The organism is Mesorhizobium sp. LMG 17147, from assembly GCF_024297145.1.
GTDB lineage: Bacteria > Pseudomonadota > Alphaproteobacteria > Rhizobiales > Rhizobiaceae > Mesorhizobium.
In genome coordinates this window covers 177755-201147 of sequence record NZ_JANCTC010000001.1, presented here as the reverse complement: position 1 = coordinate 201147, position 23393 = coordinate 177755, and the positions used below count along the sequence as shown (strand labels likewise).

Genomic DNA, 23393 nt, shown 5'->3' with positions numbered 1-23393 from the left:
TATGGGCCTGTTTAAGCGCTAAGTCAACGTCGATATCGAACCGAACGGTTCAGTCTGACAACATTCAGCGCCAGTTAATTTAGAGAGATATCATGTCCTCGAACGCGCCCACCAGTGCCGAAGTCCGCCCTTTCCCCAGCGCCAAGGTCCAGCCTGCGATCGAAGCGCCGGAAGCCCCTCTCAAGCCCGCCGACATCACCCCGCTGGCTCCCGCCAAAAAGAAGCGCCCGATGCGCTCGATGTTGTTGCCCATCATCGGCCTGGCCCTGCTGGGCGCCGGCGCATGGTATGGCTACGATTACTGGACCGACGGGCGCTTCATGATCTCGACCGACGACGCCTATGTCCAGGCCGACACGGCGTTCATCTCGCCAAAAATCTCAGGCTATGTCGATCAGGTCAAAGTGACTGAGAACCAGCAGGTGAAGGCCGGCGACCCGCTGCTGATCGTCGATGACGGTGACTACAAGATAGCCGTTGCCCAGGCCGAGGCGCAGATCGCCACGTTGAGCAAGACGCTCGACCGCATCGATGCCCAGACCGAAGCGGCCCGCGCCTCGCTCAAGCAGGCGCAGGCGCAGAAGACCGCCGACCAGGCCGCGGCAGACAATGCGAAGCGGGTTCAGGTCCGTGCCGCCCAGTTGCTCAAGACCCGCGTCGGTACCCAGGCCCAGTTGGACGACGCCCAGACAGCGGTCGAGCAAGCCAATGCCGCACTAGCCGGCGCCGACGCGCAGATCGCGGCGGCTCAGGCCAATATCGGCGTGCTCGAGGCGCAGCGGGCGGAATCGGCCAGCACGCTGGCCTCGCTGCAGCTTGCCCACGACAAGGCGGTGCGGGATCTGTCTTTCACCGTGCTGCGCGCACCCTATGACGGTGTGGTCGGCAACCGCTCCGTCGAGCAGGGCGACCTGATCAGCCCCGGACAGAAGCTCGCCGTCATCGTGCCAATGGACAAGCTCTACATCGTCGCCAATTTCAAGGAGACGCAACTTGCCCGGCTGGTGCCTGGTGAAAAGGTCAGGGTGTCGGTCGACGCTATCGACGGCCAGGACTTCGAGGGTACCGTGTCGTCGCTGGCGCCGGCTTCGGGAGCAGTGTTCTCGCTGCTGCCGCCGGAGAACGCCACAGGCAACTTCACCAAGGTGGTGCAGCGCGTTCCGGTTCGCATCGACGTGCCCGCGGATGTGCTGAAGACGGGCAAACTGCGCGCCGGCCTGAGCGTCGTCGTCGCCGTCGACAGCCGCACCGCGCCTTCGGCATCGAAGTAAAGCGGAACCGGGAGCAAGGGTCATGGCGACCGCAACCATTACCGCCGGATCGGTGTCGGCCATCCCAGCCCAGACAGATCACATGCCGATCCGCCGCGTCATCGCCTTCCTGGCGATGGTGTTCGGCATGTTCATGGCGATCCTGGACATCCAGATCGTCTCAGCCTCGCTGGCCGAGATCCAGGCGGGCTTGAGCGCCAGCTCGGACGAGATCCCGTGGGTGCAGACGGCCTATCTGATTGCCGAGGTCGTGATGATACCGCTGTCCGGCTTCCTCAGCCGGATGCTGTCGACGCGCGTGCTGTTCACAATCTCGGCGGCGGGCTTCACCGCGGCCAGCGCGCTCGCGGCAACCGCAACCAATATCGACCAGATGATTGTTTACCGCGCCGTGCAGGGCTTCATCGGCGGCGGCATGATCCCGAGCGTCTTTGCAGCCGCCTTCACCATCTTCCCGCCGTCCCGCCGCGCCGTCGTCTCGCCGATGATCGGCCTGGTGGCGACGCTGGCGCCGACCATCGGCCCCACCGTCGGCGGCTACATCAGCCATGCCATGTCCTGGCATTGGCTGTTCCTGGTCAACGTCGTGCCCGGCATTCTGGTGACCACGGCCGCCTGGTCGCTGATCGACTTCGACAAACCCAATCTCAAGCTGTTCAGCAAGTTCGACTGGTGGGGGCTTGCCGGCATGGCCGCCTTCCTGGGCTGCATGGAATATGTGCTGGAGGAAGGTCCCAACAACGACTGGCTGCAGGATCAGGCGGTGTTCGTCTGCGCCGTCATCATGACCTTCGGCGCGGTGCTGTTCTTCTGGCGCGTGTTCACCGCCGAGGAGCCGATTGTCGATCTGAGGGCCTTCAGCAATATCAATTTTGCGTTCGGCTCGCTGTTCTCCTTCGTGGTCGGCATCGGCCTCTACGGTCTGACCTATCTTTATCCCGTGTTCCTGGGGCGCATCCGCGGCTACGATTCGATGATGATCGGCGAGGCGCTGTTCGTCAGCGGCCTGGCCATGTTCTTCACCGCGCCGATCTCCGGCATCCTGTCGAACAAGATGGACCCGCGCATCATGATGATGATCGGCTTCTTCGGCTTCGCCACGGGAACCTGGTGGATGACGCATCTCACCGCCGACTGGGATTTCTACGAACTGCTGATCCCGCAGATCCTGCGCGGCTGCTCGATGATGCTGTGCATGGTGCCGATCAACAACATTGCGCTCGGAACCTTGCCGCCGGAGCGGCTGAAGAATGCGTCTGGCCTGTTCAACCTGACCCGCAATCTCGGCGGCGCCGTCGGCCTGGCCGTCATCAACACCGTGCTGATCGACCGCAATGCCTTCCACTACGCCAGGCTCTCCGAGCACGTGCAATGGGGAAGTGCCGCTGCGCAACAGAAGCTGCAGAACATGACGCTCAACTTCGAGCAGACCGCCGGGCTCGACGCCTCCAAGGCGGCCATCTCCAAACTGTCAGGCATGGTCCAGCAGCAGGCGTCGCTGCTGTCGTTCATGGACGTATTCTTCATGCTGACGGTTTTGTTCGCGACGCTTGGGCTCTTCACCCTGGTGATCCGCAAGCCAGCCGCTCAGGGCGGCGGTGGCGGAGGCCATTGAGGCGCGCCGGATCCCCCGCCTGGCGCCCTCGCGCATGGCCCCGAAAAGCGATTTTCGGGGTCATGCGCAAAATCAACCATTACGAAGTCTTGGAGCGGCGGACACTCCCACCGCTCCAACTTTTTGTTTGAGCATCAGATTTTCCCAAAACCGCTTCGCACTTTTGGGTCCGATGCTCTAGCGCGCTCCGACAAAGTAAGGGGCGCGGCCGTCCTCACGCCGTCGCCGGCTTAAAGGTCAAGGCGACGCCATTGATGCAGTGTCGCAACCCGGTCGGCGGCGGACCGTCGTCGAAGACGTGGCCGAGATGGCCGCCGCAGCGGCGACAATGGACCTCGGTGCGGGTCATGCCCAACGATCTGTCCACGGTCTTGCCGATGGAATTCGGGATTTCCTGCCAGAAGCTCGGCCAGCCTGTGCCGGAATCGAACTTGGTCTCAGACGAATAGACCGGCAGGCCGCAGCCGGCGCAAGCGAAGATGCCTTTGCGGTGCTCGTTGAGCAGCGGACTGGTGCCCGGATATTCGGTGCCCTCCTTGCGCAGCACATTGAAGGCCGCGTCGGACAGGATGGCGCGCCACTCGGCCTCGGTCTTGGTAACCTCGAAAGTCTCGCCCGCGCGTGCATCCTGGGCTCCGCCCATACGCAGCGCGGTGGCGCCTGCGACAACGCCAATGGCTGCCGCACCACTCAAAAGAAGCTCGCGACGGTTCATGGCCATTCCTCCTGTTACTGCTTGTGCCAAATTCGACCGCCACACGGAAATCAAAAGCCGGTGACGATCGTTGTCCTCAAAGCGGGACTCCGCGCCTATCCATCTTGCGTGAACGGCGCGGAGTGTGCGCAGGGAGGCCCTAGCGATATCTTCGCCGGCAGCGTGCGTTTGTTACATCTTCGGCAGGAGAACCTTGTCGACGACGTGGATGACGCCGTTGGACTGTTCGACATCGGCGATCGTCACATTGGCGACGTTGCCGTTTTCGTCGGTCACGGTGACCTTGCCGCCGTCGGTCTTGAGCGACAGTTCGCAACCACCGACCGTCTTGACCTTGTGCGTGCCGCCGTCGTGCTTGACCATCTTGGCGACGTCGGCGGCCATCGCTTTGGCGCCGATGACATGGCAGGTCAGGATCTTGACCAGCTTGTCCTTGTTTTCAGGCTTGAGCAGCGTCTCCACCGTGCCGGCTGGAAGTGCCGCAAAGGCCTCGTTGGTCGGCGCGAACACGGTGAAGGGGCCAGCGCCTTGCAGCGTATCGACCAGGCCGCCCGCCTTGACGGCAGCGACCAGCGTCGTGTGGTCCTTCGAGTTGACCGCATTTTCGACGATGTTTTTCTGGGCATACATGGCGGCGCCGCCGACCATCGGGTTTTGGGCATAGGCAATGGTGGCGAGCGCAGAAATGGCGACCGTGCCGGCAAGCAAAAGGGTGGCGAATTTACGCATGATTTCAATCTCCTCGGGTTATCGTTCCCCTTATTCGGGAACGCAAGGAGATACGCGATAGAAAATTCCGGAGTTTCGTCCTCTCCGCAAAAAATTGCCTCGCTGAAATTTTCCCGGCGCGGATCGACAACCGCCAACAAGCTTTGCAGGCGTTCAAATCGCGGAAGATAGATTTTAAGGTCTGCTTCCGGGAGATGAGAAGCGGTCAGATGCTCTTCAGATCGCCCGCTGCGACCACCGGTCCAGTCGGCTGGCCGGTCGGTGAACCCCCGGCAGGTTCAACGCTGACCGCAAGCACGGCGCCTTGCGCCAACTTCTCCTGGACGGGGGGCGGGATGGCCAAATGCGCGGTCGCACCGGCCGGGATGACGCCCATCGACACCGGCGCCTTCTTGCCTTCGATCATCCACAATTCGAAGTCCTTGCCGGCGGCCCGCTCGCCGGAAACGTGGGAAAGACCGACCTCGTGACGGGCGGCATCGTAGACAACGAGATATTTGACGTCGCTGCCTTCGGCCGCCAGCGAGGCGACAAGCCGCGTCTGCGGCGGTTCGGTGGGCGGGCGGAAGTAAGGCAGGGCGATGTAAATCGCCAGCGCCGCAATGGCGGCGGCGGCAAGACCGCGCCAGAAGCCAAGGCTCGACCAGAGGCCGGCGCGCGGTTCTGCAGCGAACAGCCGGCGGTCCAATGCTTCCTTGACCCTGATCGGAGGCTCTGTCTCCGGATAGGCAGCGGCCATCGGCGAAAGATGCGCCTCCCAGCTATCGACAAGGCGCGCGAAGGCGGCGTCCGCATCGATGCGGCGCGACGCGATCTCGCGTTCATCGGCGGCCAGCACGCCAAGAACGTATTCGGCGGCGAACAGGTCGTCGCCCCCACGTTCCGGTCCATTGTCGTCAGCCAGCGTCATCTTTCCAGGCATTCTCTCAGTTTCAACAGGCTGCGACGCAGCCAGGTCCGCATCGTGTTCAGCGGTACGCCATGGCGCTCCGCCAGCTCGGCATAGCTTTTGCCATCCAGATAGGCGCCCCGGACGGCCGCCGCCCGGTTCCTCTCCAATTCCTCGAGACAATGGTAGATGCGTCCGGACTCACCGCCCGCCACGGCCATGGCCTCCGGCCCCGGTGCCGGATCGGCCACGTCGAGCGCGGCATCGATATAGGCGGCAGGCTCTCGCCGCGCCCTGATCCGATCGATCGCATGATTGCGCGCAATGGCCACCAGCCAGGAGATCGGGCTCAGATCCGAAACGGCGAAACGGTCCGCCTTCGTCCATATCTTGACGAAGATCTCTTGAAGCGCCTCTTCTGCATCTCCCCGATCCTTCAATACACGAAGGCAGACGCCGAAAAGTTTCGCGCTGGTCTGCCGGTAGAGCAGATCGAACGCAGCCCGGTCCTTCATCGAAGTCCGGACAATCAGGTTGCTGATGTCCTGCGGCGTCATCGGCCGCCAAATTAGGCGATTGCAATGCATTTGCAACGACTGAAATGGTCTTGCGCACCGGCAGCCCCAGCCTCGATTGCCAATGAAATCGCCGCCCGCTAGCTTGCCATGAGCGGGAGGGCGACCATGTCGATCGAGCGGGTTCTGTGGGAGCATGACGCAACCGGCCAGGCCGCACTCGTGCACAATGGAGAGCTCACGCCGCAAGATCTCGTCGATGCGGCGATCGCCCGGGCCGAGGCCACCCGGCCGGAGATCAATGCCATTGCCGAACCGCTTTTTGAGGCGGCGCGGGCGCGAGCGAAAACCGTCGACCACAAGCTGCCGCTTGCCGGAGTGCCCTTTGCGCTGAAGGATCTCGGCATCGCCATGAAGGGCGTGCCGACGCATGGCGGCAGCCGCATCCCAGCTTTCACCCCCGATTTCAACTCGGTCATGACGGAACGCTATCTGGCTGCCGGCCTGATCCCGATCGCCACCAGCACCGCACCCGAACACGGACTGAGGCTGGTGACCGAGTCGGTGGCTTACGGCGTCACCCGCAATCCATGGGACACCGCGCACACGACCGGCGGTTCCTCGGGCGGTGCGGCTGCCCTGGTCGCGGCCGGCGTCGTGCCGGTGGCGCACGCCTCGGACGGCGGCGGCTCGATCAGGGTGCCTGCCGCTTGTACCGGGCTGGTCGGGCTGAAAACCTCGCGCGGCCGCGTGCCCTTGACGCCGCTCATCACCGAAAGCTGGTACGGCTTCGTCGTCGACCATGCGTTGGCCCGCTCGGTGCGCGATACGGCCCTGCTGCTCGACCTGACCCACGGGCCCGACCCGCTGTCGCCCTACGCGGCACCGTCGCCGACCGGCAGTTTTGCTGCGGCGGCCGGGCGCGATCCGGGCGAGCTCAACCTCGCCTTCTATCGAAAATCGCCGCTCGGCCTGCCGATATCGGAAGAGACGTTGAAAGCTCTGGATGCGGCGATCGCGCTGGCGCGCGAAGGCGGGCACAGCGTCGAGGAGATCGACCTGCCCTATATCGATCGCGATTTCATCGCCGATTTCGCCAGAACCGTCGCCGCGGCGGTGGCCGGCACGATGCGGGGCGAGGCCTTGCGCGTCGGCCGCTCCATCTCAGGCGATATCGAACGCGCCACGCGCGTGATGAGCCGGTTCGGTGAAATCCTCTCGGCCGGCGAAATCTACGCCGGCCTGCAGCGGCTGCACGCCGCCTCGCGCCGGCTTATCACCGAAACCGCGCACTATGATGCGGTGCTGATGCCTGTCATCGCGCACCCGCCGCTCGCCTGCGGCACCATGGACCCGAAAGGCATCGACGAATTCATCGAGAATGTCCTGGACAGGCTGCGCCTCGCCGGCCTGCTGAAGTTCAAGCCGCTATTCGGCCAGCTGATGGACAAGAGCCTCTGGTTCACCCACTGGCCGGCGATCCAGAACGTCAGCGGGCAACCGTCGATCACGCTTCCGGTCTACGTCACCGATACCGGCCTGCCGCTCGGCGTCCAGGCCGCCGGCCGCCCCGGCGACGAGGAAACGCTTTTGTCGTTCGCCGCGCAGATGGAAAAGATCTCGGGCTGGCTGGGACGGCGGGCGCCGCTGCAGGTGCCGGCATAGACCATGATCCCGAAAGGTGGGAACCGGTTTTCGGACAAGATCATGGTCAAACAAATAGTAGTACCGATTTGATCGATCGCGACAGCAAAGCCGTTTGCCCCCTCGTCCAATTCCCGCTAAGACGCCGCCGTTCATGCCAAGCTGGGAACCACGCCGATGACGGATGTCGCCGCCACCGCCGAAATGCAGGCCGCGCTGCTTTCAAGGGCGCTGCCCTATATGCAACGCTACGAGAACAAGACGGTCGTGGTGAAATATGGCGGCCACGCGATGGGCGACATCGCGCTCGGCAAGGCTTTCGCCCGCGACATCGCACTTTTGAAACAATCCGGCGTCAACCCGATCGTCGTGCATGGTGGTGGGCCACAGATCGGCGCCATGCTCAGCAAGATGGGCATCGAATCCAAATTCGAGGGCGGCTTGCGCGTCACCGACCAGAAGACCGTCGAGATTGTCGAGATGGTGCTGGCCGGGTCGATCAACAAGGAAATCGTCGCGCTGATCAATGCCGAGGGCGAGTGGGCGATCGGCCTGTGCGGCAAGGACGGCAACATGGTGTTTGCCGAAAAAGCGCGCAAGACCATGATCGATCCGGATTCCAACATCGAGCGGGTGCTCGACCTGGGCTTCGTTGGTGAGCCTGTCGAGGTCGACCGCACATTGCTCGACCTCCTGGCGCGGTCCGAAATGATCCCGGTGCTGGCGCCGGTAGCGCCCGGCCGCGACGGCCATACCTACAACATCAACGCCGACACTTTTGCCGGCGCCATCGCCGGCGCCTGCCAGGCGACGCGCCTGCTGTTCCTTACCGACGTGCCCGGCGTGCTCGACAAGGACAAGAAGCTGATCGACGAGCTGACCGTGGCCGAGGCCAAGGCCCTGATCAAGGACGGCACGGTCTCGGGCGGCATGATCCCCAAAGTCGAGACCTGCATCGAGGCAATCGAGCGCGGCGTCGCAGGCGTCGTCATCCTTAACGGCAAGACGCCGCATGCGGTGCTGCTCGAGCTGTTCACCGAACACGGCGCCGGCACGCTGATCGTGCCGTGAGGCCGGGTGTCTGAGGGGCTCAAGCGTTTGGCGAAATAGCGGTCATGGACTGACGCGGCAGGCGTTCGACAACCATCGATTCCTCTTCCTCGTCTTGCGGCGAGCCCCAGAATTCGGCGAGCGTCGGGCCATGTTTCAGGCGGCGGTCGCGGACCAGAAAGCCCCAGACTTCGCGGAACCAGACGCGGCGGCCCATTTGGGTGTACCAGCGCATCGAATGCCGTTGCTCCGGATCCTTGTGGAACAGGATACGCGCCAACGCCTTGGACGCGACTGCACCGCCAGTTCGATCAGCTTGACGGCGAAGAACAACATCCACGGCTTGAGGCGGGTCATCTGCAGCACCTGGTGCTTGTAGTCCCACAGGCGGGCGTCCAGCTGGATCACCTTGCGGTCCCTGGCAATCCTGAAGAACGGCGTCCAGCGATGCGGCGTCACATAGAGCGCCTGGATCTGGTCAGGGTCATAAGCGATCAGCTGGCGGAAGCCGCGCCAGAGGTCGCGCAAGCTTTCGTCCTCGAAACCGGCCACCCAGGTCGCCATCGACAAGATGCCGTTGAGGCGCAGCAGCCGTATCGCCTCGCGGTCGGATGAGGTGCTGCCGCCCTTGCGGATCAATGCAAGCGTCTGCTCGTCGGTATTTTCCATGCCAAGCAGCCAGCGAATGACGCCGGCCTGGCGATAAAGATGCAGGCTGTCGGCGTCGCGGACGATGTCGTCGGCGCGGGTGGAGCCGACGATCAGCACCGGCACATTTTCGGCGATCATCGCGTCGAGAAAGGCGCGCCAGGCTTTTTTGGACGACGTCGGGTTCTCGTCGGCAAGGTTGATCAGCTCGACGCCGTGCTCGCGGTAAAGCCAGGCAATCTCCCGCGCGAATTTCATGGGGTCGCGGTGCCGCCAGCGCGTCCAGAAGCCGCGCTGGCCGCAATAGTTGCACAGATGCGGACAGCCTCGCGAGAACTGCATGACCACCGCGCGCTTGCCTCCCCAATAGCTGTAGCGACTGAAGTCGATCAGTTCCCAGCCGATGCGGTAGTCGTCGAGGTTGGTGATCGTTCTTGTCGGCCGGGTTGCAAAGGGCTGGCGCAAATCGTCAGGAAAGGCGATGCCCGCCACATCCGACAGCGGCTTGCGTTTCTCAAGCGCTTCGACCAGCGCGACGATGGTCGCCTCGCCCTCGCCGCGCACGATAAAGTCGAAAACATTCGTTTCAGCCAGTATGTCGCGCCAATGATAGGTCGGAAACACGCCGCCATAGATCAGGATTGTCGCCGGCTGGATGTCCTTGACCATGCCGGCGATCAGCAGGGCTGTCGGATGCGCAGAGGTCGAGCCGGAATGGCCGATCAGAATGCAGTCGGGATGGTCGCTCAAGGCGTCCCGGACCAGCGTGGCAAGCGCCATCGGCCCGAATTCGGCGTCCACAAGCCGCACTTGATGTCCCGCGTCGATCAGCGGACCGCCCAGTGCCAGCAAACCGAGCGGCGGCAGATGGTCGTCCGGCACACGGCTGCCGATGGCGGTATGCGGCGGGTTGATCAGGACGATTTTCATGGCGGGCCTTATGCAATGGCGGTCCGCATGTCGTAGTCGGCGATCTAGTTCCGGAGATTGGCTCGCTTCAGCAGTTTGTGTGCAGCTTTTCCGCAGAAATGCCTATCGTCTGAGATGTGCCAGCGGCACATGGCCGGGTCCCTTGATGTTCTGCAGCACAAGCTGCGTGTGGACGTCGCGCACGCCTTCGAGCCGCATCAGCCGGTGCATGACGAAGGCATTGAGTTCGTCGACCGACGGCACCATGACATGCAGCAGGAAATCGTAGTCTCCAGTCATCGTCCAGCACGACGACACCTCGTCCATGCGCTGCACGGCGGCGATAAAGGTTTCGGGCGAGCCGTCGCTGTGGGTCACGAGGCGCACCTGGATGAACACTTCGACCATCAGACCGACGGCGCGGCGGCTGAGTACCGCGGCGAAGCCTTTTATGATGCCCGCCTGCTGAAGAGTCTCGAAGCGCCGCGCGCAAGGTGTCGTCGACAGGCCAATCTGCTGCGCCAATTCCGATACCGGCTTGCGCCCGTCGCGCTGCAGGATGTCGAGCATCTTGATCTCGAATTCGTCAAATTGAGGCATTTTCACTCTCCCAAAGCTCGATCGTGGAGTCTTTTACCTCCAACCCTGCATTTGAGCCACCATCAAAGCTGATTTGCCTCGCGTGATCCGGCTAGAATTTCCGGCAAATTCGCTGGTCATGATTTCCAGGGAGAGCAAGCCATGACAATGAACGTTGCCGACTATGCCCGCGAATGCGCGGCGCGAGGCCTTCGCGGCGATTATTCCGTCTGCCGTGCCGATTTCACCGTGGCGCAGGGCTACAATTATAGCGACGAAGAACAGGCGGTGTGGCGCACGCTGTGCGACCGCCAGACGAAGCTGACCAGGAAGCTGGCCCACCACTCCTACCTCGACGGCGTCGCGGCACTCGGCCTTCTCGACAAGATCCCGGATTTCGGTGCGGTCAGCGAGAAGCTGCGCAAGTTCACCGGCTGGGAGATCGTCGCCGTGCCGGGGCTCATCCCCGCCCAGCCGTTCTTCGACCATCTCGCCAACCGCCGCTTCCCGGTCACCAACTGGCTGCGAACCCAAAAGGAGCTCGACTACATTGTCGAGCCCGACATGTTCCACGATTTCTTCGGTCACGTGCCGATCCTGACGCAGCCGGTCTTTGCCGACTTCATGCAGATGTATGGCAAGAAGGCCGATAGCGTGATTGCGCTCGGCGGCGACGAGATGATCACCAGGCTTTACTGGTACACGGTCGAATACGGCCTGATACGCGAGCCGGGCCAGCCGCTGAAGGCGTTCGGCGCCGGGCTGATGTCATCCTTCACAGAGCTTCAGTTCGCGGTCGAAGGCGGCGAGGCGCACCATGTTCCCTTCGACCTGGAAACCGTAATGCGCACCGGCTACGAGATCGACAAGTTCCAGCGTGCCTATTTCGTGCTGCCGTCGTTCGACGCCCTGCGTGATGCTTTCGAGACAGCCGATCTTGCGGCGATCGTGGCGCGCCGCAAAGGCGAGCCAGCGCTCGACCCGGCGAGCCTATAGGCTGTCGGTTGTTTCCAACGCCTCGGCCTTCAGCCGGGCCAGCTGGTCGCGCTGAAGGTCGAGGGATGCCGTGACGAAGCGCAGGATCGTGGCAAGTTCAGTGTCACTGAATGTGGCGATCACTTTTTCCCCCTCCTGAGCGATCGCGCCATAATAGCGCGTCGATAGTTCTCGCGTGAGTTCCGTCGCCTCTATGACCACCTTGCGCCTGTCCTCGAGGCTGCGCGTTCGTGTCAGCAGGCCGCGCGCTTCCAGCCGGTCGATCAGCGCGGTGACCGCGGCCGGCGTCAACCCTGTTGCGGCCGCGACCTCGCCAGCCGATCGCGGGCCGCCATAGAGCAGCGCCAGGCAATGGCGTTCCGCCATGCTCAGCCCAAGCCTATCGCCCACTGCCTCGTCATAAGCCTGCGTCGCGTCCTGCCAGCCCATAATGGCAAGGCTGATTGCGGTCTTCATGTCTGCCCGATTCATGCTTGACGAATTTATTTCGATCATCTAACTATCAATCCGCCTAACATTATGGCTATTATAGTAATGTGCTGCATCGGGCACAAGGCAAGGCCTATCGCAGCTTGCAAGGAGTGAAAAATGAATCAGACCCCGACGCGCGGCCCACTCGCACCGGCTGAGGAGTTCAAATACGCCAAGCTGGCGATGGAGTGGTATGGCTGGGGCTCTCCCATTGGCCTTGGCATCGCTCTGGTCGCGCTGGCGGCCGCCGCCCTGCTGTTCCGCATCGCCATACTCGGATTTTGACAGTCTGGCCACAGCACGGTTGAATGCAGACAGGGTGGAACTATCCCAGCGGAAGGCTCAGGGCCGAGCTCAGGCGGCTTCGGAAATATCGCGGTCGATGATCGACAGATTGCGGCCGCGATGCTTGGCCTCGTAAAGCCGCTGGTCGGCGGCGCGCATCAGCTCCGACACTGCGGCGTCCCTGCCGCAGGTGATGCCGCCAATACTGACTGTCAGCGGAACCGATCGTTCGTCGACCGGCCGGAAACGGATACGCTCGACCTCACGGCGGATGCGCTCAGCGACGCGCCTGGCCTCGTGTTCGGTGGCACCAATCAGAAGGGCGCAGAATTCCTCGCCGCCGATGCGCCCAAGCACGTCGCCGCTGCGCACGCCACGCTCTATCGCCTTTGCGATCAGGAGCAGCGCATCGTCGCCGATCAGATGGCCGTAGCTGTCGTTGATGGTCTTGAAATGGTCGGCATCGACGATCAGCAATGCCCCGCGATCGGACTTACGCCGAGAGCCGTCGAGGGCGGCAAAGAAACTTTCGCGGTTGAGCATGCCGGTCATGTCGTCGCGGCTCGCCTTTTCCGCCAGGCGCCGGTGCGCGGCTGCAAGCTGGGCATGATTGCGAGCAAGGTCGCGGTGCGCGTTCTTCACCCTTTCGCTTTGCCAGAATGCATAGGCGCCGGTGCCCCAGGCCAGAACGAGTGGGCACAGGGTAGATGTCAGCCAGATGGTGCGATTGATCGAAAATCCCATCGCCGGCACAACGATCAGCGTCGGCAGAAGTGAGGCGGCGACGGAGGCGAAAGCGATGCCGGCAGACTTTAGAAATATGTGATTCATCGCTGGCTCCCACTGCTCCGTCTTGGTGTCAGCAAGCGCTGAATGCCACCTTTCGGCGATGCTTAAAATGTTAATCGTTTCGCCATTTTCACCACTCTTGGCGCGCATAGGTTGTGGATAAACCTCCTGTTAGAAAGATCGTTTCGTGCCATAAGGACGGTATGACCACACTTCCCGACCCCGCCCGCTTTGCCCACGTCACCGACTGGGTGTTCGATCTCGACAACACGCTTTATCCGCACCATTCGAATCTGTTCTCGCAGATCGATGTGAAGATGACCGCCTACGTCGGAGAATTGCTGACGCTGCCGCGCGCGGAAGCACGCAAGCTGCAAAAGGAGCTCTACCGCGAATACGGCACGACACTGAACGGATTGATGACGCGCCACGGCATCGACCCCGACGATTTTCTCGAGAAAGTGCACGACATCGATTATTCCTGGCTGGTGCCCGATCCCGTCCTCGGCACCGCCATTCGCCAGCTTCCCGGCCGTAAATTCATCTTCACCAATGGCGATCGCCGGCATGCCGAACGGACCGCGCGGCAGCTGGGCATTCTCGAGCATTTCGACGATATTTTCGATATCGTCGCAGCCGGACTGAACCCCAAGCCGGCGCGGCAATCCTATGAGAGATTTGCCGAACTCCACGCTGTTACCGGGCAAAATGCGGTGATGTTCGAAGATCTCGCCCGCAACCTGTCGGTACCGAAATCGCTGGGCATGACCACGGTGCTGGTGGTGCCGCGCAATTTCGAGCCGACCTTCTCGGAAATTTGGGAACGCGACCCGGCCAACGAGGACGATGTGGACTTCGTCACCGACGATCTCGCCGGCTTTCTCACGGCGATCGTCGAAGTCCCTGCTTGAGGCAGCCGGCGCGCTTCAAGTCCTGCTTGCATGTCAAAGTTTATAGAAGCGGCTGACGATCCCCCAGGCCTCATCGGCGGTCTCGACGAAATCGATGATATCCTGGTCGCCGGGCGTGATCGTGCCTTGCTCGGCGAGGAAATCGAGGTCGATTGCCCTTGCCCAGAAAGCCTTGCCAAACAGAATGACCGGCACGCGTTCCATGCGGCCGGTCTGGATCAGGGTCAGCGTTTCGAAGAACTCGTCCATCGTGCCGAAGCCGCCGGGAAATACCGCAACGGCCTTTGCACGCATGACGAAATGCATCTTGCGGACCGCGAAATAGTGGAAGTTGAAGCAGAGCTCCGGCGTCACATAGGCGTTTGGCGCCTGCTCGTGCGGCAGCACGATGTTGAGACCGATCGACGGCGCGCCAACATCGTCGGCGCCACGATTGCCGGCCTCCATGACACCCGGCCCGCCGCCGGTCACCACGACGAATTCGCGGTAGTACGAGCTGGCCGACTGCTGCGAGCAGAGGCGGGCGAATTTGCGCGCCTCCTCGTAATATTTGCTGTTTTGCTCGAGGTTTTTCTTCTGCGTCTCGTTCTTGGCCGCCCAGGCTTCGCCGCCGGGCTCGGGAATGCGGGCGCCGCCGAACAGGATGACGGTCGATTGGATGCCGCGCTCGGCCAGGATCATCTCCGGTTTCAGCAGTTCGAGCTGTAGCCTGACCGCGCGCAACTCGCGCCGCGTCATGAAATCGGGGTCGTTCCAGGCCAGCCGATATGTCTCCGCGCGCGTTTGCGGCGTGTCCGGCACGCTTCTCGACCGCTCCAGATCCTCGTCCGAATGCGGCAGCGGCGTCCATCCCGCCTTTTCCATGGGAGTCATATTTGCTTTACCCGTCCAATCATTCACTTGCGCCGTCCCGTGACGCTGCCGCGATTGACCCTCCCCAAGCCTTCACATAGGGTCCGCGCGACTTTCAAACAGGTTAAGGCGCCGGCCCTTAACAGCTTGGTAATGGAGCGAATTCATGTCGAAGCACGATCTCGCGAGCCTCGAGGAGATCATCGAGAACGCCTTCGAGGGACGCGACACGATTTCGACCGCAACCCGCGGCGAGACGCGCGAGGCCATCCAATCGGCGCTCGACCTGCTCGACCGGGGCGTCGCCCGCGTCGCCGAGCGGCAGGCCGACGGCAAATGGCACGTCAACCAGTGGCTGAAAAAAGCGGTGCTGCTGTCCTTCCGGCTCAACCCGATGGAGATCATCAAGGGTGGTCCCGGTCAGGCGGTTTGGTGGGACAAGGTGCCCTCGAAGTTCGACGGCTGGAGCGCCGTCGATTTCGAGAAGGCCGGCTTCCGCGCCGTGCCGTCGTCGATCGTGCGCCGCTCCGCCTATGTCGCGCCGGGCGCCGTGCTGATGCCGTCCTTCGTCAATGTCGGCGCCTATGTCGACAGCGGCACCATGGTCGACACCTGGGCTTCGGTCGGCTCCTGCGCCCAGATCGGCAAGAATGTGCATCTGTCGGGCGGTGTCGGCATCGGCGGTGTGCTGGAGCCGATGCAGGCGGGTCCCACCATCATCGAGGACAACTGTTTCATCGGCGCCCGTTCCGAAGTGGTCGAAGGCTGCATCGTGCGCGAGGGCTCGGTGCTCGGCATGGGCGTCTTCATCGGCCAGTCGACCAAGATCGTCGACCGCGCCACCGGCGAGATCTTCTACGGCGAGGTGCCGCCTAATTCCGTCGTCGTCGCCGGCTCGCTGCCCGGCAAGCCTTTTCCAAACAACGAGCCCGGCCCCAGCCTCTACTGCGCCGTCATCGTCAAGCGGGTCGACGCCAGAACCCGTTCCAAGACATCGATCAACGAATTGCTGCGCGATTGATCTTTCTCAACGAGTACGGACGGAATTCGCTTGCCTGATAGATCAGACCTCATCTGGCTTTTCTTCAAAGCTTCGGGCCGCGTCAGCCGCGCGGCCTATTTTCTTGGAGGATTGCTGGTGGCCATCATACAGGCCTTCCCGCTCTACCGTTTCACGCTGGTGCCGGAAGGCACCACCGAGAGCAACATGTGGTCGTTTATTTTCTTCATCGCCTTCATTGCCTCGCTTTGGTCGAACGTGGTGCTGGCGGTCAAGCGGTTGCACGACCTCAACAAGCCGGGCGTTGCGGCGCTGGTGCTTTTCGTGCCGGTTGTCTCGATCATCGCTTTCCTGGTGCTTTGCCTGTTTCCAGGGCAACCCGGCCCCAACCGCTACGGCAAGCGCACCAATGCCCCGGCTGAACCCTGAGCGCCGATCGGACATTTCGTCATGCGCTACCGCTCGCTTGATCCGAAACTGATCCTCGAAACCGCCGAACGGCTGGAAGGGCGCGTCGCCGAGCGCTTTCCCGATGCAGGCTTGCGCGGCGTCGCCGCCGAGCTCGTGTCGCTGTCGCGCGATCTGGCAAAAGCCGCCAAGGCGCTGGAGGCGCCGATCTGGTGGCTGCGCGGCCTCATCATCGCCGCCTTCGTCGCCGGAGCGCTGATGTTCCTGTTCGTCGGCACAATCCTGCCGCTCGGCCGCATCTCGGGAAACCACGATGCCTTCCAGTCGGTGCAAGGCATCGAAGCCTCCCTCAACATGATCATCCTCGCGGTGCTGGGCTTCCTGGCCCTGATTCGCTCCGAGGAGCGGATCAAGCGCAAGCGGGTGTTTCGCCAGCTCCACGGGTTGCGGTCGCTGATCCATGTCATCGACATGCACCAGCTGACCAAGGATCCGGCCGCACTTTCACCCAGTTTCAAGCCGACTGCCCATTCGCCAGCCCGCATCACCAACGCCGCCGACCTTGCCCGCTATCTCGACTACTGCTCCGAAATGCTGTCGATCACCGGCAAGATCGCCGCGCTGTTCGCGCAATCGGTGAATGACGCCGTGGTCATCGACGGCGTCAACGACATCGAGAACCTGGCTTCGAACCTCTCGCGAAAGATCTGGCAGAAGATCACGCTGATCGAAACCCCTCATGGGCAGCCGGCGCGTGCGGCGAAGACCGATCCCGAGCCGGGTCCGCCGCATCGGCCTGCAGTCCGCAGACGACCGGGGCCGGCAAGCTAAAACCGGCGACCCGGCGGTCGGATCCGCTAGAGCGGCAGAGCGGGGAGTTCCGAAAGCCCGGTTTTGCGCCGGATGCTCTAAGCGAATGTTAATCACCCTGGCCCAGCATGCCGGCGAAGACTGTGTCGACCGGCACGGAGCGCTCGACTGGCAAGCGACCTATCCCTGATCACCAAGGAGCCGCGCAAAACGTGGAGCGCCGGCGCTCGCCTGTTTGCCTGGTTCTCTTCGCCAATGAAATTGGAACCGGAAGCTGTCCGCGCCCGGCTTCTCGACACCACCTTCGACCGCAAATTCGCAGTCCTGTTCGGCACCATCAGCGTTCTGCTGGTTGCGGTCAGCGCCGCTCTCGCCACCGGGGATTGGTGGCCCTACGCCTGGATTGCCGCCGACCTGATGCTTTTCACCGTCCGCGTTCTGTTGATGCGGGAATGCGAACAGGCCCGCACGCGCGGCTCCAAAGGGCCGCTGGCGGGCCTGATGGCAGCCAGCGGCGTCTGGTCGGTCGTCTTCGGCCTCGGCTGCTATGGCTGTGTTGCCAGCGGGAATATGGCGCTTTCCGTACTTGCCGCCTTGAATGTCGCAGGCGTCGTCGGCGTGGTGTCGTCACGCAATGCGGCGACCCCGCGCTTCGCCATATTCGTCATGTTGGCCGTAAGCCTGCCTTACGTGGTCGGTTCATTGTTTTCTGCGGCGCCCGGAATGCCGATCGTCGGAATTCAAACGCCGTTCTATTTGGCCGGCGTCATCATCGTGCTGCTTCAGAACCACGCAATCAATGCCCGCATGATCCGCGCCGAACTGGACAATCGCGACCTGGCCATCAAGGACGCGCTGACCGGCCTGCCAAACCGCATCTTCCTGCAGGAGAAATTGCGCGACATGTGCCGCGAGCTTGCGGCGCCGGCCGCCAATGGCGGCAAGCCGTTTGCAGTGCTCAGCATGGATCTCGACGGTTTCAAACAGGTCAACGACCGTTTTGGCCACGCCGTCGGCGACGTGCTGCTGTGCAAGGTGGCCGAACGATTGAAGCGCGGCTTCCGTCCGGGGGACATGGTCTTCCGCATTGGCGGCGATGAATTTGTCATCCTTTTGCCCGCAACCTCGGAGATCGAGGCCACCTACCTGGCAAAGCGGGCCATCGAAAAGGTCTCGGTGCCTTTCGACCTCGGGGTCGGTTCCGCCATCCATGTCGGCTTGAGCGTCGGCAGCGCCTTCGCACCCGCCGACGGCGGCGATCCGGAAATCCTGCTCACCTGTTCCGACCATGCGCTCTACGAAGCCAAGCGCACCGGCAAGGGCCGTTACTGGGCACCTGTGCGGGCTACCATCTGACGGCGACGGCTTCCGGCGACAGGCAGGGCGATCCGCTTCTCTCCTGCCCGGCCGGCCATGCCTTGCGTCGCGCCGCTCTTGACCGTTACTTGCAGCGCCTTCTCGATGCGCGGCCGCGCCAACAGAACCATTTGTCGCCGGCAAGTATCGGCCAGCCGCCGGCGTAGCAGCCGATACTGCCGGCACCGGCGATTACGATTGTCTTGCCATGCGTGATCATGCGATGGCCCTGCCCTGGTCGAGAGGCCTTGCCGCAATTATACGACATGAAACCATAATGTCGGCGGCATGTCTGGCCCTTATGTCTGGCCGTGACAGTCCCTGCGCTTTCGACTATCGCTTTGCCCATGACGCTGCCTACCGATCCGACCAGAAATCTGGCTGCTCTCATCCGCTGCGCTTCCGTGACGCCCGCCGAAGGCGGTGCGCTGAGCGCGCTGGAAGAAATGTTGAAGCCGCTCGGCTTTGCCGTCGAGCGCCCGGTGTTTTCCGAATCCGGCACACCTGACATAGAGAACCTTTACGCGCGGCGTTCCGGCAACGGCCCGCATCTGATGTTTGCCGGCCATACCGATGTCGTGCCGGTGGGCGATGAAACAGCCTGGACGCACCCGCCCTTTGCCGCCGACATCGCCAATGGCGAGATGTTCGGCCGCGGCGCCGTCGACATGAAGGGCGGCATTGCTTGTTTCGTCGCGGCGGTAGCGCGACACATCGCGCAGAAGGGCGGCCCGAAGGGGTCGGTCTCGCTGCTGATAACCGGCGATGAGGAAGGTCCGGCGATCAACGGCACGACGAAACTGCTCGAATGGGCAGCCGCCAAAGGCGAGAAATGGCATGCTGCGATCGTCGGCGAGCCGACCAATCCCGACGCGCTCGGCGATATGATCAAGATCGGCCGGCGCGGCTCGCTATCGGGCACGGTCGTCGTCAACGGCCGCCAGGGCCACGCCGCCTATCCGCAGCTGGCCGACAACCCGGTGCGCGGCCTGGTGACGCTGGTCGACGCCTTGCTTCACCCCGTCTTCGACAACGGAACAAGGGATTTCCAGCCGACCAATCTTGAGGTGACCTCCATCGATGTCGGTAATCCTGCCACCAACGTCATCCCGGCGAAGGCGGCGGCTACCTTCAATATTCGCTTCAACGACACATGGACCGCCGAGACGATCCAGGCCGAGATCCATAACCGCCTCGACCGGGCGGCGAAACGCAAGAAATACCGCGCCGGCAAGAAGACGCCGGTCGACTACGAGATCGCTTGGCGAGACGGACCGAGCCACGTTTTTCTGACACGCGACGACAGGTTGATCGAGACGCTTGGCGGCTCGATCAAGGCGGTGACCGGCAGGAAGCCTGCGCTCTCCACCTCCGGCGGCACCTCCGATGCCCGCTTCATCAAGGATTATTGTCCGGTGGTCGAATTCGGCCTTGTCGGCAAGACCATGCACATGGTCGACGAACGCGTGGCGATTGCCGACCTCGAGACGCTGACGCAGATTTATCTGCGCTTCGTTGAAGACTGGTTTGCGCAGGACATATCCTAGTGATGCTTTCAGCGGATGAAACCTACGCTTCGCTTGCCGGTGCCTGGCGGCTGATGCTCGGCAAGGCCGACGGATTTCGCCTGCTCGACCTTTCGGCGGACGGATTCTGGAACTCCTTTTTTGCCATCGTCGTCGCGGCGCCGGCACTGATCGTCGGCTGGGTCGGTATTGCCAACGAGATCGGCGACCCCAACGCATTCGTCGGCCGTTTCAGCATGTTGATCCGCCTGGCCACCGTCGATATCGGCGCCTGGGTGCTGCCGCTCATAGGCCTCGCCTTGGTGGCGCCGCGGGTCGGCGTCGGCGGCCGTTTCGTCCATTATGTCGTGGCCAGCAACTGGGCCTCGGCGATCATCGCCTGGATGATGCTGCCATCGGCGTTGATCCGGCTTTTCCTGACGTCGGCCAACGAAGTCTCCGGACTCGTGTCGCTGCTGTTGTTCGCGCTGTCGATGGTCTTGACCTGGCGGATGACCAACGTTGCGATCGGCAGGGGTGCGGCCGTCGGCAGCGCCGTTTTTGCCGGCATGTTCGTGGCCTCGCTGATCGTCCTGTTCGGATTGCAGGCGCTGCTCGGGATCAGCGTTCCGGATCAGCCAGGCGTCGGATAGTCGACGCCGACGAGAAACAGCCCGTCGGGCGGCGCCACCTGACCGCAGGCCGCACGGTCGCGCGCCTCAAGCGCCGCCTTGAGGTCGGCAACAGTCCAGCCGCCTTCGCCGACGCGTTTGAGCGAGCCGACCATAGAGCGCACCTGGTTGTGCAGGAATGAGCGCGCCGAAGCGCGGACCTCAATGAAATCGCCCGCCCGGCTGACATCCAGCCGGTCGAGCGTGCGGACCGGGCTGGAGGCTTGGCACTGGGTCGAGCGGAAGGTGGTGAAATCATGCCGGCCAAGCAGCACCTTTGCCGCTTCGTGCATGGCACCGGCATCGAGCTGCTTCGGTACCCACCAGATCTTGCCCTTGTCGAGCGCCGCCGGCGCGCGGCGATTGACGATACGGTAGAGGTAATGGCGGCCGATCGCCGAGAAACGCGCATCGAAACCATCCGGCACGGAGGCGGCCTTCAGGATGGCGATGCGCACCTTGGCCGCCTGCAGATGCGCGTTGGCGGCGTCGCGCACCTTGTCGCCGGGCCATGCCTTGATCAGATCGACATGCGCCACCTGAGCTGTCGCATGGACGCCGGCATCGGTGCGGCCGGCGGCGCGCAGCGAAACCTGCTCACCACAGAACTTCTCGATCGCCTGCTCGATCGCCTGCTGCACCGAAGGCTGGTTGGCCTGGCGCTGCCAGCCGGCGAAGAGACTGCCGTCATATTCGATGTCGAGGCGAAAACGCGGCATTCCCGGATCGAAGCGAAATCAGGCGGCGAGGGCTGAGCCGAAGGCCGAGGCGTAGACCAGCCTGCCGGTCTCCGGCGCCTCGCCCCAGGCAAGCGCCTGCAAAGCCTCGCTTTGGTACTCGCTCTCGAACTTCGCTGCACGGGCGCGGCTGTAACCGAAACGTCCATAGTAAGCGGGATCGCCGAGCACCACGGCGAGCGTCTCGCCAGCCGCTTTCAGACGGATATGCGCCTCGCGGACCAGCGCACCGCCGATGCCGGTGCCGTGGAACGACGGCTCGACCGCCAACGGAGCCAAAGCCACCGCCGGGAAGCTCTTGCCGCCATTCTGCACGAAAAGCCGTGAAAACAGGATATGCCCGACCACTTGCCCGTCTTCGTCCGCCACCAGTTCGACGACGGCATCACCGCCGGTGACCAGCGCGTCGACCAGTCCGGCCTCCGTCTGCTGGCCGAATGCGTGTTCTTCGACAAGGCGGATCGCCTCGCGGTCCCGCGGCGTCGCCGCGCGTATGGACATCATGCTCATGACAATTTCATTCCTTTTTCGAGCTTGGCCCCGCGCAGAAACTCCTGCGCGGCAATGGGCCTTGCGCCCGCACGTTGAACTTCGACCAGCCTGATCGCGCCTGACCCGCAGGCGACCGTCAGCCGGTCATCGAGAATTCCTCCCGGTTCACCGGCGCCTTGCGAGAGCGTCGAGCGAAGCAGTTTCAGCCGTTCTAAGCGGCCGCCGATTTCGGCCTCGCACCATGCGCCGGGAAAGGGCGACAGGCCGCGAATCTGGTTGTGCACGTCGCCGGCAGGTCGCAGCCAGTCTATGCGAGTCTCCGATTTATCGATTTTCTTGGCGTAGGTCACCCCCACTTTCTTGGCGTAGGTCACCCCCACCTCCGCCTGTGTGGTAAATGTCAGCGTATTCCGCTCCAGCCGCTCGAGCGCTTGCACCATCAGCGCAGCACCGAGGGCCATCAGCCGGTCGTGCAGATCGCCGGCCGTCATGTCGGGTCCAATGGGACATTTTTCAACCATTGCCACCGGCCCGGTGTCGAGGCCTTCCTCCATCCGCATCACCATCATGCCCGTTTCGGTATCGCCGGCCATGATGGCGCGCTGGATAGGGGCAGCGCCGCGCCAGCGCGGCAACAACGATGCGTGGCCATTGAGACAACCGAGCCGCGGCGCCTCGAGAATGGGTTTGGGCAAAAGCAGCCCGTAGGCGACGACCACGGCGACATCAGCGCGCAAGGCGCGGAACGCCTCCTGCTCCGCCTCGCCCTTCAGCGACACCGGCGTCCGCACCTCGACGCCCAGCCGCTCCGCCTCGCGCTGCACCGGCGACGGCGTCAGACCGAGCCCGCGCCGGCCGCCGGCGCGCGGCGGCTGCGTATAGACGGCGGTCAACCCGTGCCCGGCCCCGGCAATCGCCCGCAGCGTCGGCACGGAGAATTCGGGCGTACCCATGAAGATGACACGCAGGGGCATTCGTCGACCCCTATCCCACCATCTTGCCCGGCGCCTTGTCCCTAGCGAGCTTTTTGAACTTCTTGACCACCATGTCGCGCTTCAGTTTTGAGATGTGGTCGATGAACAGCACGCCGTTGAGATGGTCGATCTCGTGCTGCAGGCAGGTGGCCATCAGCCCCTCGGCCTCGATCTCCTGCAGCTTGCCGTCGCGATCGAGATACTTCACCCGCACCGCCGCCGGACGCTCGACCTCGGCGTAGTAGTCAGGGATCGACAGGCAGCCTTCCTCGTAGACCGAACGCTGGTCGGCGCTTTCGAGGATTTCGGGATTGATGAAGACGTGCGGTGCCGGCGTCTCGTCCTCCTTGGCGAGGTCGATCACCAGCATGCGCAAGGGTTCGCCGACCTGGATCGCTGCGAGGCCTATGCCGGGCGCGTCATACATAGTCTCCAGCATGTCGCCGGCCAGTTTGCGCAAATCGCCATCGACACGCTCGACCGGTTTTGAAACCTGGCGCAGGATGGGATCGGGGAGGATGATAAGTGGCTTGATCGACATGGCGTCTCACCTAAGACCTCGCAGGAAAAGC

General features: G+C 63.0%; 25 protein-coding genes and 1 pseudogene. 13 read left to right on the top strand and 13 right to left on the bottom strand.

What is annotated here, in order from left to right; genetic code table 11:
• The first annotated feature begins 92 nt into the window (after positions 1-92).
• Both NMG46_RS01040 and NMG46_RS01035 read left to right on the top strand, forming a co-directional pair.
• The gene (locus NMG46_RS01040; protein ID WP_254815892.1) at positions 93-1271 is read left to right on the top strand and encodes an HlyD family secretion protein; all 1179 of its coding nucleotides are present in this window, start codon (positions 93-95) and stop codon (positions 1269-1271) included.
• Between the two features lie 82 nt (positions 1272-1353).
• A complete protein-coding gene (locus NMG46_RS01035) occupies positions 1354-2886 on the top strand; it encodes a DHA2 family efflux MFS transporter permease subunit (RefSeq protein WP_254816366.1) in 1533 nt (510 codons plus the stop codon).
• 214 nt (positions 2887-3100) lie between these two features.
• On the opposite strand, the gene msrB is transcribed toward NMG46_RS01035, so the two are convergent.
• The 4 genes from msrB to NMG46_RS01015 all read right to left on the bottom strand — a co-directional run bounded on the left by msrB (position 3101) and on the right by NMG46_RS01015 (position 5776).
• A complete protein-coding gene (gene msrB, locus NMG46_RS01030; RefSeq protein WP_254815891.1) occupies positions 3101-3601 on the bottom strand; it encodes a peptide-methionine (R)-S-oxide reductase MsrB in 501 nt (166 codons plus the stop codon).
• Between the two features lie 171 nt (positions 3602-3772).
• Positions 3773-4330: a fasciclin domain-containing protein gene (locus NMG46_RS01025; protein ID WP_254815890.1), complete on the bottom strand. Its 558-nt coding sequence runs from the start codon at positions 4328-4330 to the stop codon at positions 3773-3775.
• A 205-nt stretch (positions 4331-4535) separates the two neighbouring features.
• On the bottom strand, positions 4536-5240 hold the full coding sequence (locus NMG46_RS01020) for an anti-sigma factor (protein ID WP_254816365.1): 705 nt from the start codon (positions 5238-5240) through the stop codon (positions 4536-4538).
• A complete protein-coding gene (locus NMG46_RS01015; RefSeq protein WP_254815889.1) occupies positions 5237-5776 on the bottom strand; it encodes a sigma-70 family RNA polymerase sigma factor in 540 nt (179 codons plus the stop codon). Before NMG46_RS01015 ends, NMG46_RS01020 begins: the two co-directional genes overlap by 4 nt.
• A gap of 126 nt (positions 5777-5902) precedes the next feature.
• Here NMG46_RS01015 and NMG46_RS01010 point away from each other — a divergent pair, with 126 nt between their 5' ends.
• Both NMG46_RS01010 and argB read left to right on the top strand, forming a co-directional pair.
• Positions 5903-7399 carry an amidase gene (locus tag NMG46_RS01010; protein WP_254815888.1) on the top strand — a complete coding sequence of 499 codons (1497 nt, stop codon included), beginning with the start codon at positions 5903-5905 and terminating at the stop codon, positions 7397-7399.
• 156 nt (positions 7400-7555) lie between these two features.
• Positions 7556-8449 (top strand): acetylglutamate kinase, encoded by an 894-nt coding sequence (argB, locus tag NMG46_RS01005; protein ID WP_023677482.1) that lies wholly within the window; start codon positions 7556-7558, stop codon positions 8447-8449.
• A 19-nt stretch (positions 8450-8468) separates the two neighbouring features.
• Here the strand turns inward: argB and bchE are convergent.
• Positions 8469-10006 (bottom strand): annotated as a pseudogene (gene bchE / locus NMG46_RS01000) (magnesium-protoporphyrin IX monomethyl ester anaerobic oxidative cyclase).
• Between the two features lie 102 nt (positions 10007-10108).
• On the bottom strand, positions 10109-10585 hold the full coding sequence (locus NMG46_RS00995; RefSeq protein WP_254815887.1) for an Lrp/AsnC family transcriptional regulator: 477 nt from the start codon (positions 10583-10585) through the stop codon (positions 10109-10111).
• A gap of 141 nt (positions 10586-10726) precedes the next feature.
• Between NMG46_RS00995 and phhA the strand changes: the two genes are divergently transcribed.
• Positions 10727-11560, top strand: coding sequence for a phenylalanine 4-monooxygenase (gene phhA, locus NMG46_RS00990; protein WP_254815886.1), 834 nt, complete (start codon positions 10727-10729; stop codon positions 11558-11560).
• Here the strand turns inward: phhA and NMG46_RS00985 are convergent.
• Positions 11555-12055 carry a MarR family winged helix-turn-helix transcriptional regulator gene (locus tag NMG46_RS00985; RefSeq protein ID WP_254815885.1) on the bottom strand — a complete coding sequence of 167 codons (501 nt, stop codon included), beginning with the start codon at positions 12053-12055 and terminating at the stop codon, positions 11555-11557. The genes phhA and NMG46_RS00985 overlap by 6 nt on opposite strands.
• A 93-nt stretch (positions 12056-12148) precedes the next feature.
• Here NMG46_RS00985 and NMG46_RS00980 point away from each other — a divergent pair, with 93 nt between their 5' ends.
• Positions 12149-12316: a hypothetical protein gene (locus NMG46_RS00980; RefSeq protein ID WP_254815884.1), complete on the top strand. Its 168-nt coding sequence runs from the start codon at positions 12149-12151 to the stop codon at positions 12314-12316.
• 69 nt (positions 12317-12385) lie between these two features.
• On the opposite strand, the gene NMG46_RS00975 is transcribed toward NMG46_RS00980, so the two are convergent.
• Complete coding sequence (locus tag NMG46_RS00975) at positions 12386-13147, bottom strand: GGDEF domain-containing protein (protein ID WP_254815883.1); 762 nt, start codon at positions 13145-13147, stop codon at positions 12386-12388.
• A gap of 161 nt (positions 13148-13308) precedes the next feature.
• Here NMG46_RS00975 and NMG46_RS00970 point away from each other — a divergent pair, with 161 nt between their 5' ends.
• Positions 13309-14016 carry a pyrimidine 5'-nucleotidase gene (locus NMG46_RS00970; RefSeq protein ID WP_254815882.1) on the top strand — a complete coding sequence of 236 codons (708 nt, stop codon included), beginning with the start codon at positions 13309-13311 and terminating at the stop codon, positions 14014-14016.
• Between the two features lie 33 nt (positions 14017-14049).
• Here the strand turns inward: NMG46_RS00970 and NMG46_RS00965 are convergent, their stop codons facing one another.
• Positions 14050-14889 carry an LOG family protein gene (locus NMG46_RS00965; protein WP_254815881.1) on the bottom strand — a complete coding sequence of 280 codons (840 nt, stop codon included), beginning with the start codon at positions 14887-14889 and terminating at the stop codon, positions 14050-14052.
• A gap of 145 nt (positions 14890-15034) precedes the next feature.
• Here NMG46_RS00965 and dapD point away from each other — a divergent pair, with 145 nt between their 5' ends.
• The 6 genes from dapD to NMG46_RS00935 all read left to right on the top strand — a co-directional run bounded on the left by dapD (position 15035) and on the right by NMG46_RS00935 (position 20600).
• Complete coding sequence (dapD, locus tag NMG46_RS00960) at positions 15035-15889, top strand: 2,3,4,5-tetrahydropyridine-2,6-dicarboxylate N-succinyltransferase (protein WP_254815880.1); 855 nt, start codon at positions 15035-15037, stop codon at positions 15887-15889.
• A gap of 30 nt (positions 15890-15919) precedes the next feature.
• The gene (locus NMG46_RS00955) at positions 15920-16297 is read left to right on the top strand and encodes a DUF805 domain-containing protein (protein WP_254815879.1); all 378 of its coding nucleotides are present in this window, start codon (positions 15920-15922) and stop codon (positions 16295-16297) included.
• A gap of 21 nt (positions 16298-16318) precedes the next feature.
• The gene (locus NMG46_RS00950; RefSeq protein ID WP_254815878.1) at positions 16319-17107 is read left to right on the top strand and encodes a hypothetical protein; all 789 of its coding nucleotides are present in this window, start codon (positions 16319-16321) and stop codon (positions 17105-17107) included.
• Between the two features lie 234 nt (positions 17108-17341).
• Complete coding sequence (locus NMG46_RS00945; protein WP_254815877.1) at positions 17342-18442, top strand: GGDEF domain-containing protein; 1101 nt, start codon at positions 17342-17344, stop codon at positions 18440-18442.
• 347 nt (positions 18443-18789) lie between these two features.
• Positions 18790-19989, top strand: coding sequence for a succinyl-diaminopimelate desuccinylase (gene dapE / locus NMG46_RS00940; protein WP_254815876.1), 1200 nt, complete (start codon positions 18790-18792; stop codon positions 19987-19989).
• A gap of 2 nt (positions 19990-19991) precedes the next feature.
• Positions 19992-20600, top strand: a complete 609-nt coding sequence (locus NMG46_RS00935; RefSeq protein WP_254815875.1) for a transporter — start codon at positions 19992-19994, stop codon at positions 20598-20600.
• Here the strand turns inward: NMG46_RS00935 and truA are convergent.
• Genes truA through def form a run of 4 tightly spaced genes read right to left on the bottom strand, consistent with a single transcriptional unit; the run spans position 20582 to position 23362 of the window.
• Positions 20582-21337: a tRNA pseudouridine(38-40) synthase TruA gene (truA, locus tag NMG46_RS00930; RefSeq protein ID WP_254815874.1), complete on the bottom strand. Its 756-nt coding sequence runs from the start codon at positions 21335-21337 to the stop codon at positions 20582-20584. The two genes, NMG46_RS00935 and truA, sit on opposite strands and share 19 nt — an antisense overlap.
• Before the next feature lie 18 nt (positions 21338-21355).
• Positions 21356-21865: a GNAT family N-acetyltransferase gene (locus NMG46_RS00925; RefSeq protein WP_254815873.1), complete on the bottom strand. Its 510-nt coding sequence runs from the start codon at positions 21863-21865 to the stop codon at positions 21356-21358.
• Complete coding sequence (fmt, locus tag NMG46_RS00920; protein ID WP_254816364.1) at positions 21862-22815, bottom strand: methionyl-tRNA formyltransferase; 954 nt, start codon at positions 22813-22815, stop codon at positions 21862-21864. The genes NMG46_RS00925 and fmt overlap by 4 nt, the downstream gene beginning before the upstream one ends.
• 16 nt (positions 22816-22831) lie before the next feature.
• Complete coding sequence (gene def / locus NMG46_RS00915) at positions 22832-23362, bottom strand: peptide deformylase (RefSeq protein WP_254815872.1); 531 nt, start codon at positions 23360-23362, stop codon at positions 22832-22834.
• Positions 23363-23393 lie beyond the last annotated feature (31 nt).

What these genes read in the sequence shown, in the direction of transcription:
- NMG46_RS01040 (WP_254815892.1), top strand. Translation starts at nt 93, where the DNA reads ATGTCCTCGAACGCGCCCACCAGTGCCGAAGTCCGCCCTTTCCCCAGC.
- NMG46_RS01035 (WP_254816366.1), top strand. Translation starts at nt 1,354, where the DNA reads ATGCCGATCCGCCGCGTCATCGCCTTCCTGGCGATGGTGTTCGGCATG.
- msrB (WP_254815891.1), bottom strand. Translation starts at nt 3,601, where the DNA reads ATGAACCGTCGCGAGCTTCTTTTGAGTGGTGCGGCAGCCATTGGCGTT.
- NMG46_RS01025 (WP_254815890.1), bottom strand. Translation starts at nt 4,330, where the DNA reads ATGCGTAAATTCGCCACCCTTTTGCTTGCCGGCACGGTCGCCATTTCT.
- NMG46_RS01020 (WP_254816365.1), bottom strand. Translation starts at nt 5,240, where the DNA reads ATGACGCTGGCTGACGACAATGGACCGGAACGTGGGGGCGACGACCTG.
- NMG46_RS01015 (WP_254815889.1), bottom strand. Translation starts at nt 5,776, where the DNA reads ATGACGCCGCAGGACATCAGCAACCTGATTGTCCGGACTTCGATGAAG.
- NMG46_RS01010 (WP_254815888.1), top strand. Translation starts at nt 5,903, where the DNA reads ATGTCGATCGAGCGGGTTCTGTGGGAGCATGACGCAACCGGCCAGGCC.
- argB (WP_023677482.1), top strand. Translation starts at nt 7,556, where the DNA reads ATGACGGATGTCGCCGCCACCGCCGAAATGCAGGCCGCGCTGCTTTCA.
- NMG46_RS00995 (WP_254815887.1), bottom strand. Translation starts at nt 10,585, where the DNA reads ATGCCTCAATTTGACGAATTCGAGATCAAGATGCTCGACATCCTGCAG.
- phhA (WP_254815886.1), top strand. Translation starts at nt 10,727, where the DNA reads ATGACAATGAACGTTGCCGACTATGCCCGCGAATGCGCGGCGCGAGGC.
- NMG46_RS00985 (WP_254815885.1), bottom strand. Translation starts at nt 12,055, where the DNA reads ATGATCGAAATAAATTCGTCAAGCATGAATCGGGCAGACATGAAGACC.
- NMG46_RS00980 (WP_254815884.1), top strand. Translation starts at nt 12,149, where the DNA reads ATGAATCAGACCCCGACGCGCGGCCCACTCGCACCGGCTGAGGAGTTC.
- NMG46_RS00975 (WP_254815883.1), bottom strand. Translation starts at nt 13,147, where the DNA reads ATGAATCACATATTTCTAAAGTCTGCCGGCATCGCTTTCGCCTCCGTC.
- NMG46_RS00970 (WP_254815882.1), top strand. Translation starts at nt 13,309, where the DNA reads ATGACCACACTTCCCGACCCCGCCCGCTTTGCCCACGTCACCGACTGG.
- NMG46_RS00965 (WP_254815881.1), bottom strand. Translation starts at nt 14,889, where the DNA reads ATGACTCCCATGGAAAAGGCGGGATGGACGCCGCTGCCGCATTCGGAC.
- dapD (WP_254815880.1), top strand. Translation starts at nt 15,035, where the DNA reads ATGTCGAAGCACGATCTCGCGAGCCTCGAGGAGATCATCGAGAACGCC.
- NMG46_RS00950 (WP_254815878.1), top strand. Translation starts at nt 16,319, where the DNA reads ATGCGCTACCGCTCGCTTGATCCGAAACTGATCCTCGAAACCGCCGAA.
- NMG46_RS00945 (WP_254815877.1), top strand. Translation starts at nt 17,342, where the DNA reads ATGAAATTGGAACCGGAAGCTGTCCGCGCCCGGCTTCTCGACACCACC.
- dapE (WP_254815876.1), top strand. Translation starts at nt 18,790, where the DNA reads ATGACGCTGCCTACCGATCCGACCAGAAATCTGGCTGCTCTCATCCGC.
- NMG46_RS00935 (WP_254815875.1), top strand. Translation starts at nt 19,992, where the DNA reads ATGCTTTCAGCGGATGAAACCTACGCTTCGCTTGCCGGTGCCTGGCGG.
- truA (WP_254815874.1), bottom strand. Translation starts at nt 21,337, where the DNA reads ATGCCGCGTTTTCGCCTCGACATCGAATATGACGGCAGTCTCTTCGCC.
- NMG46_RS00925 (WP_254815873.1), bottom strand. Translation starts at nt 21,865, where the DNA reads ATGAGCATGATGTCCATACGCGCGGCGACGCCGCGGGACCGCGAGGCG.
- def (WP_254815872.1), bottom strand. Translation starts at nt 23,362, where the DNA reads ATGTCGATCAAGCCACTTATCATCCTCCCCGATCCCATCCTGCGCCAG.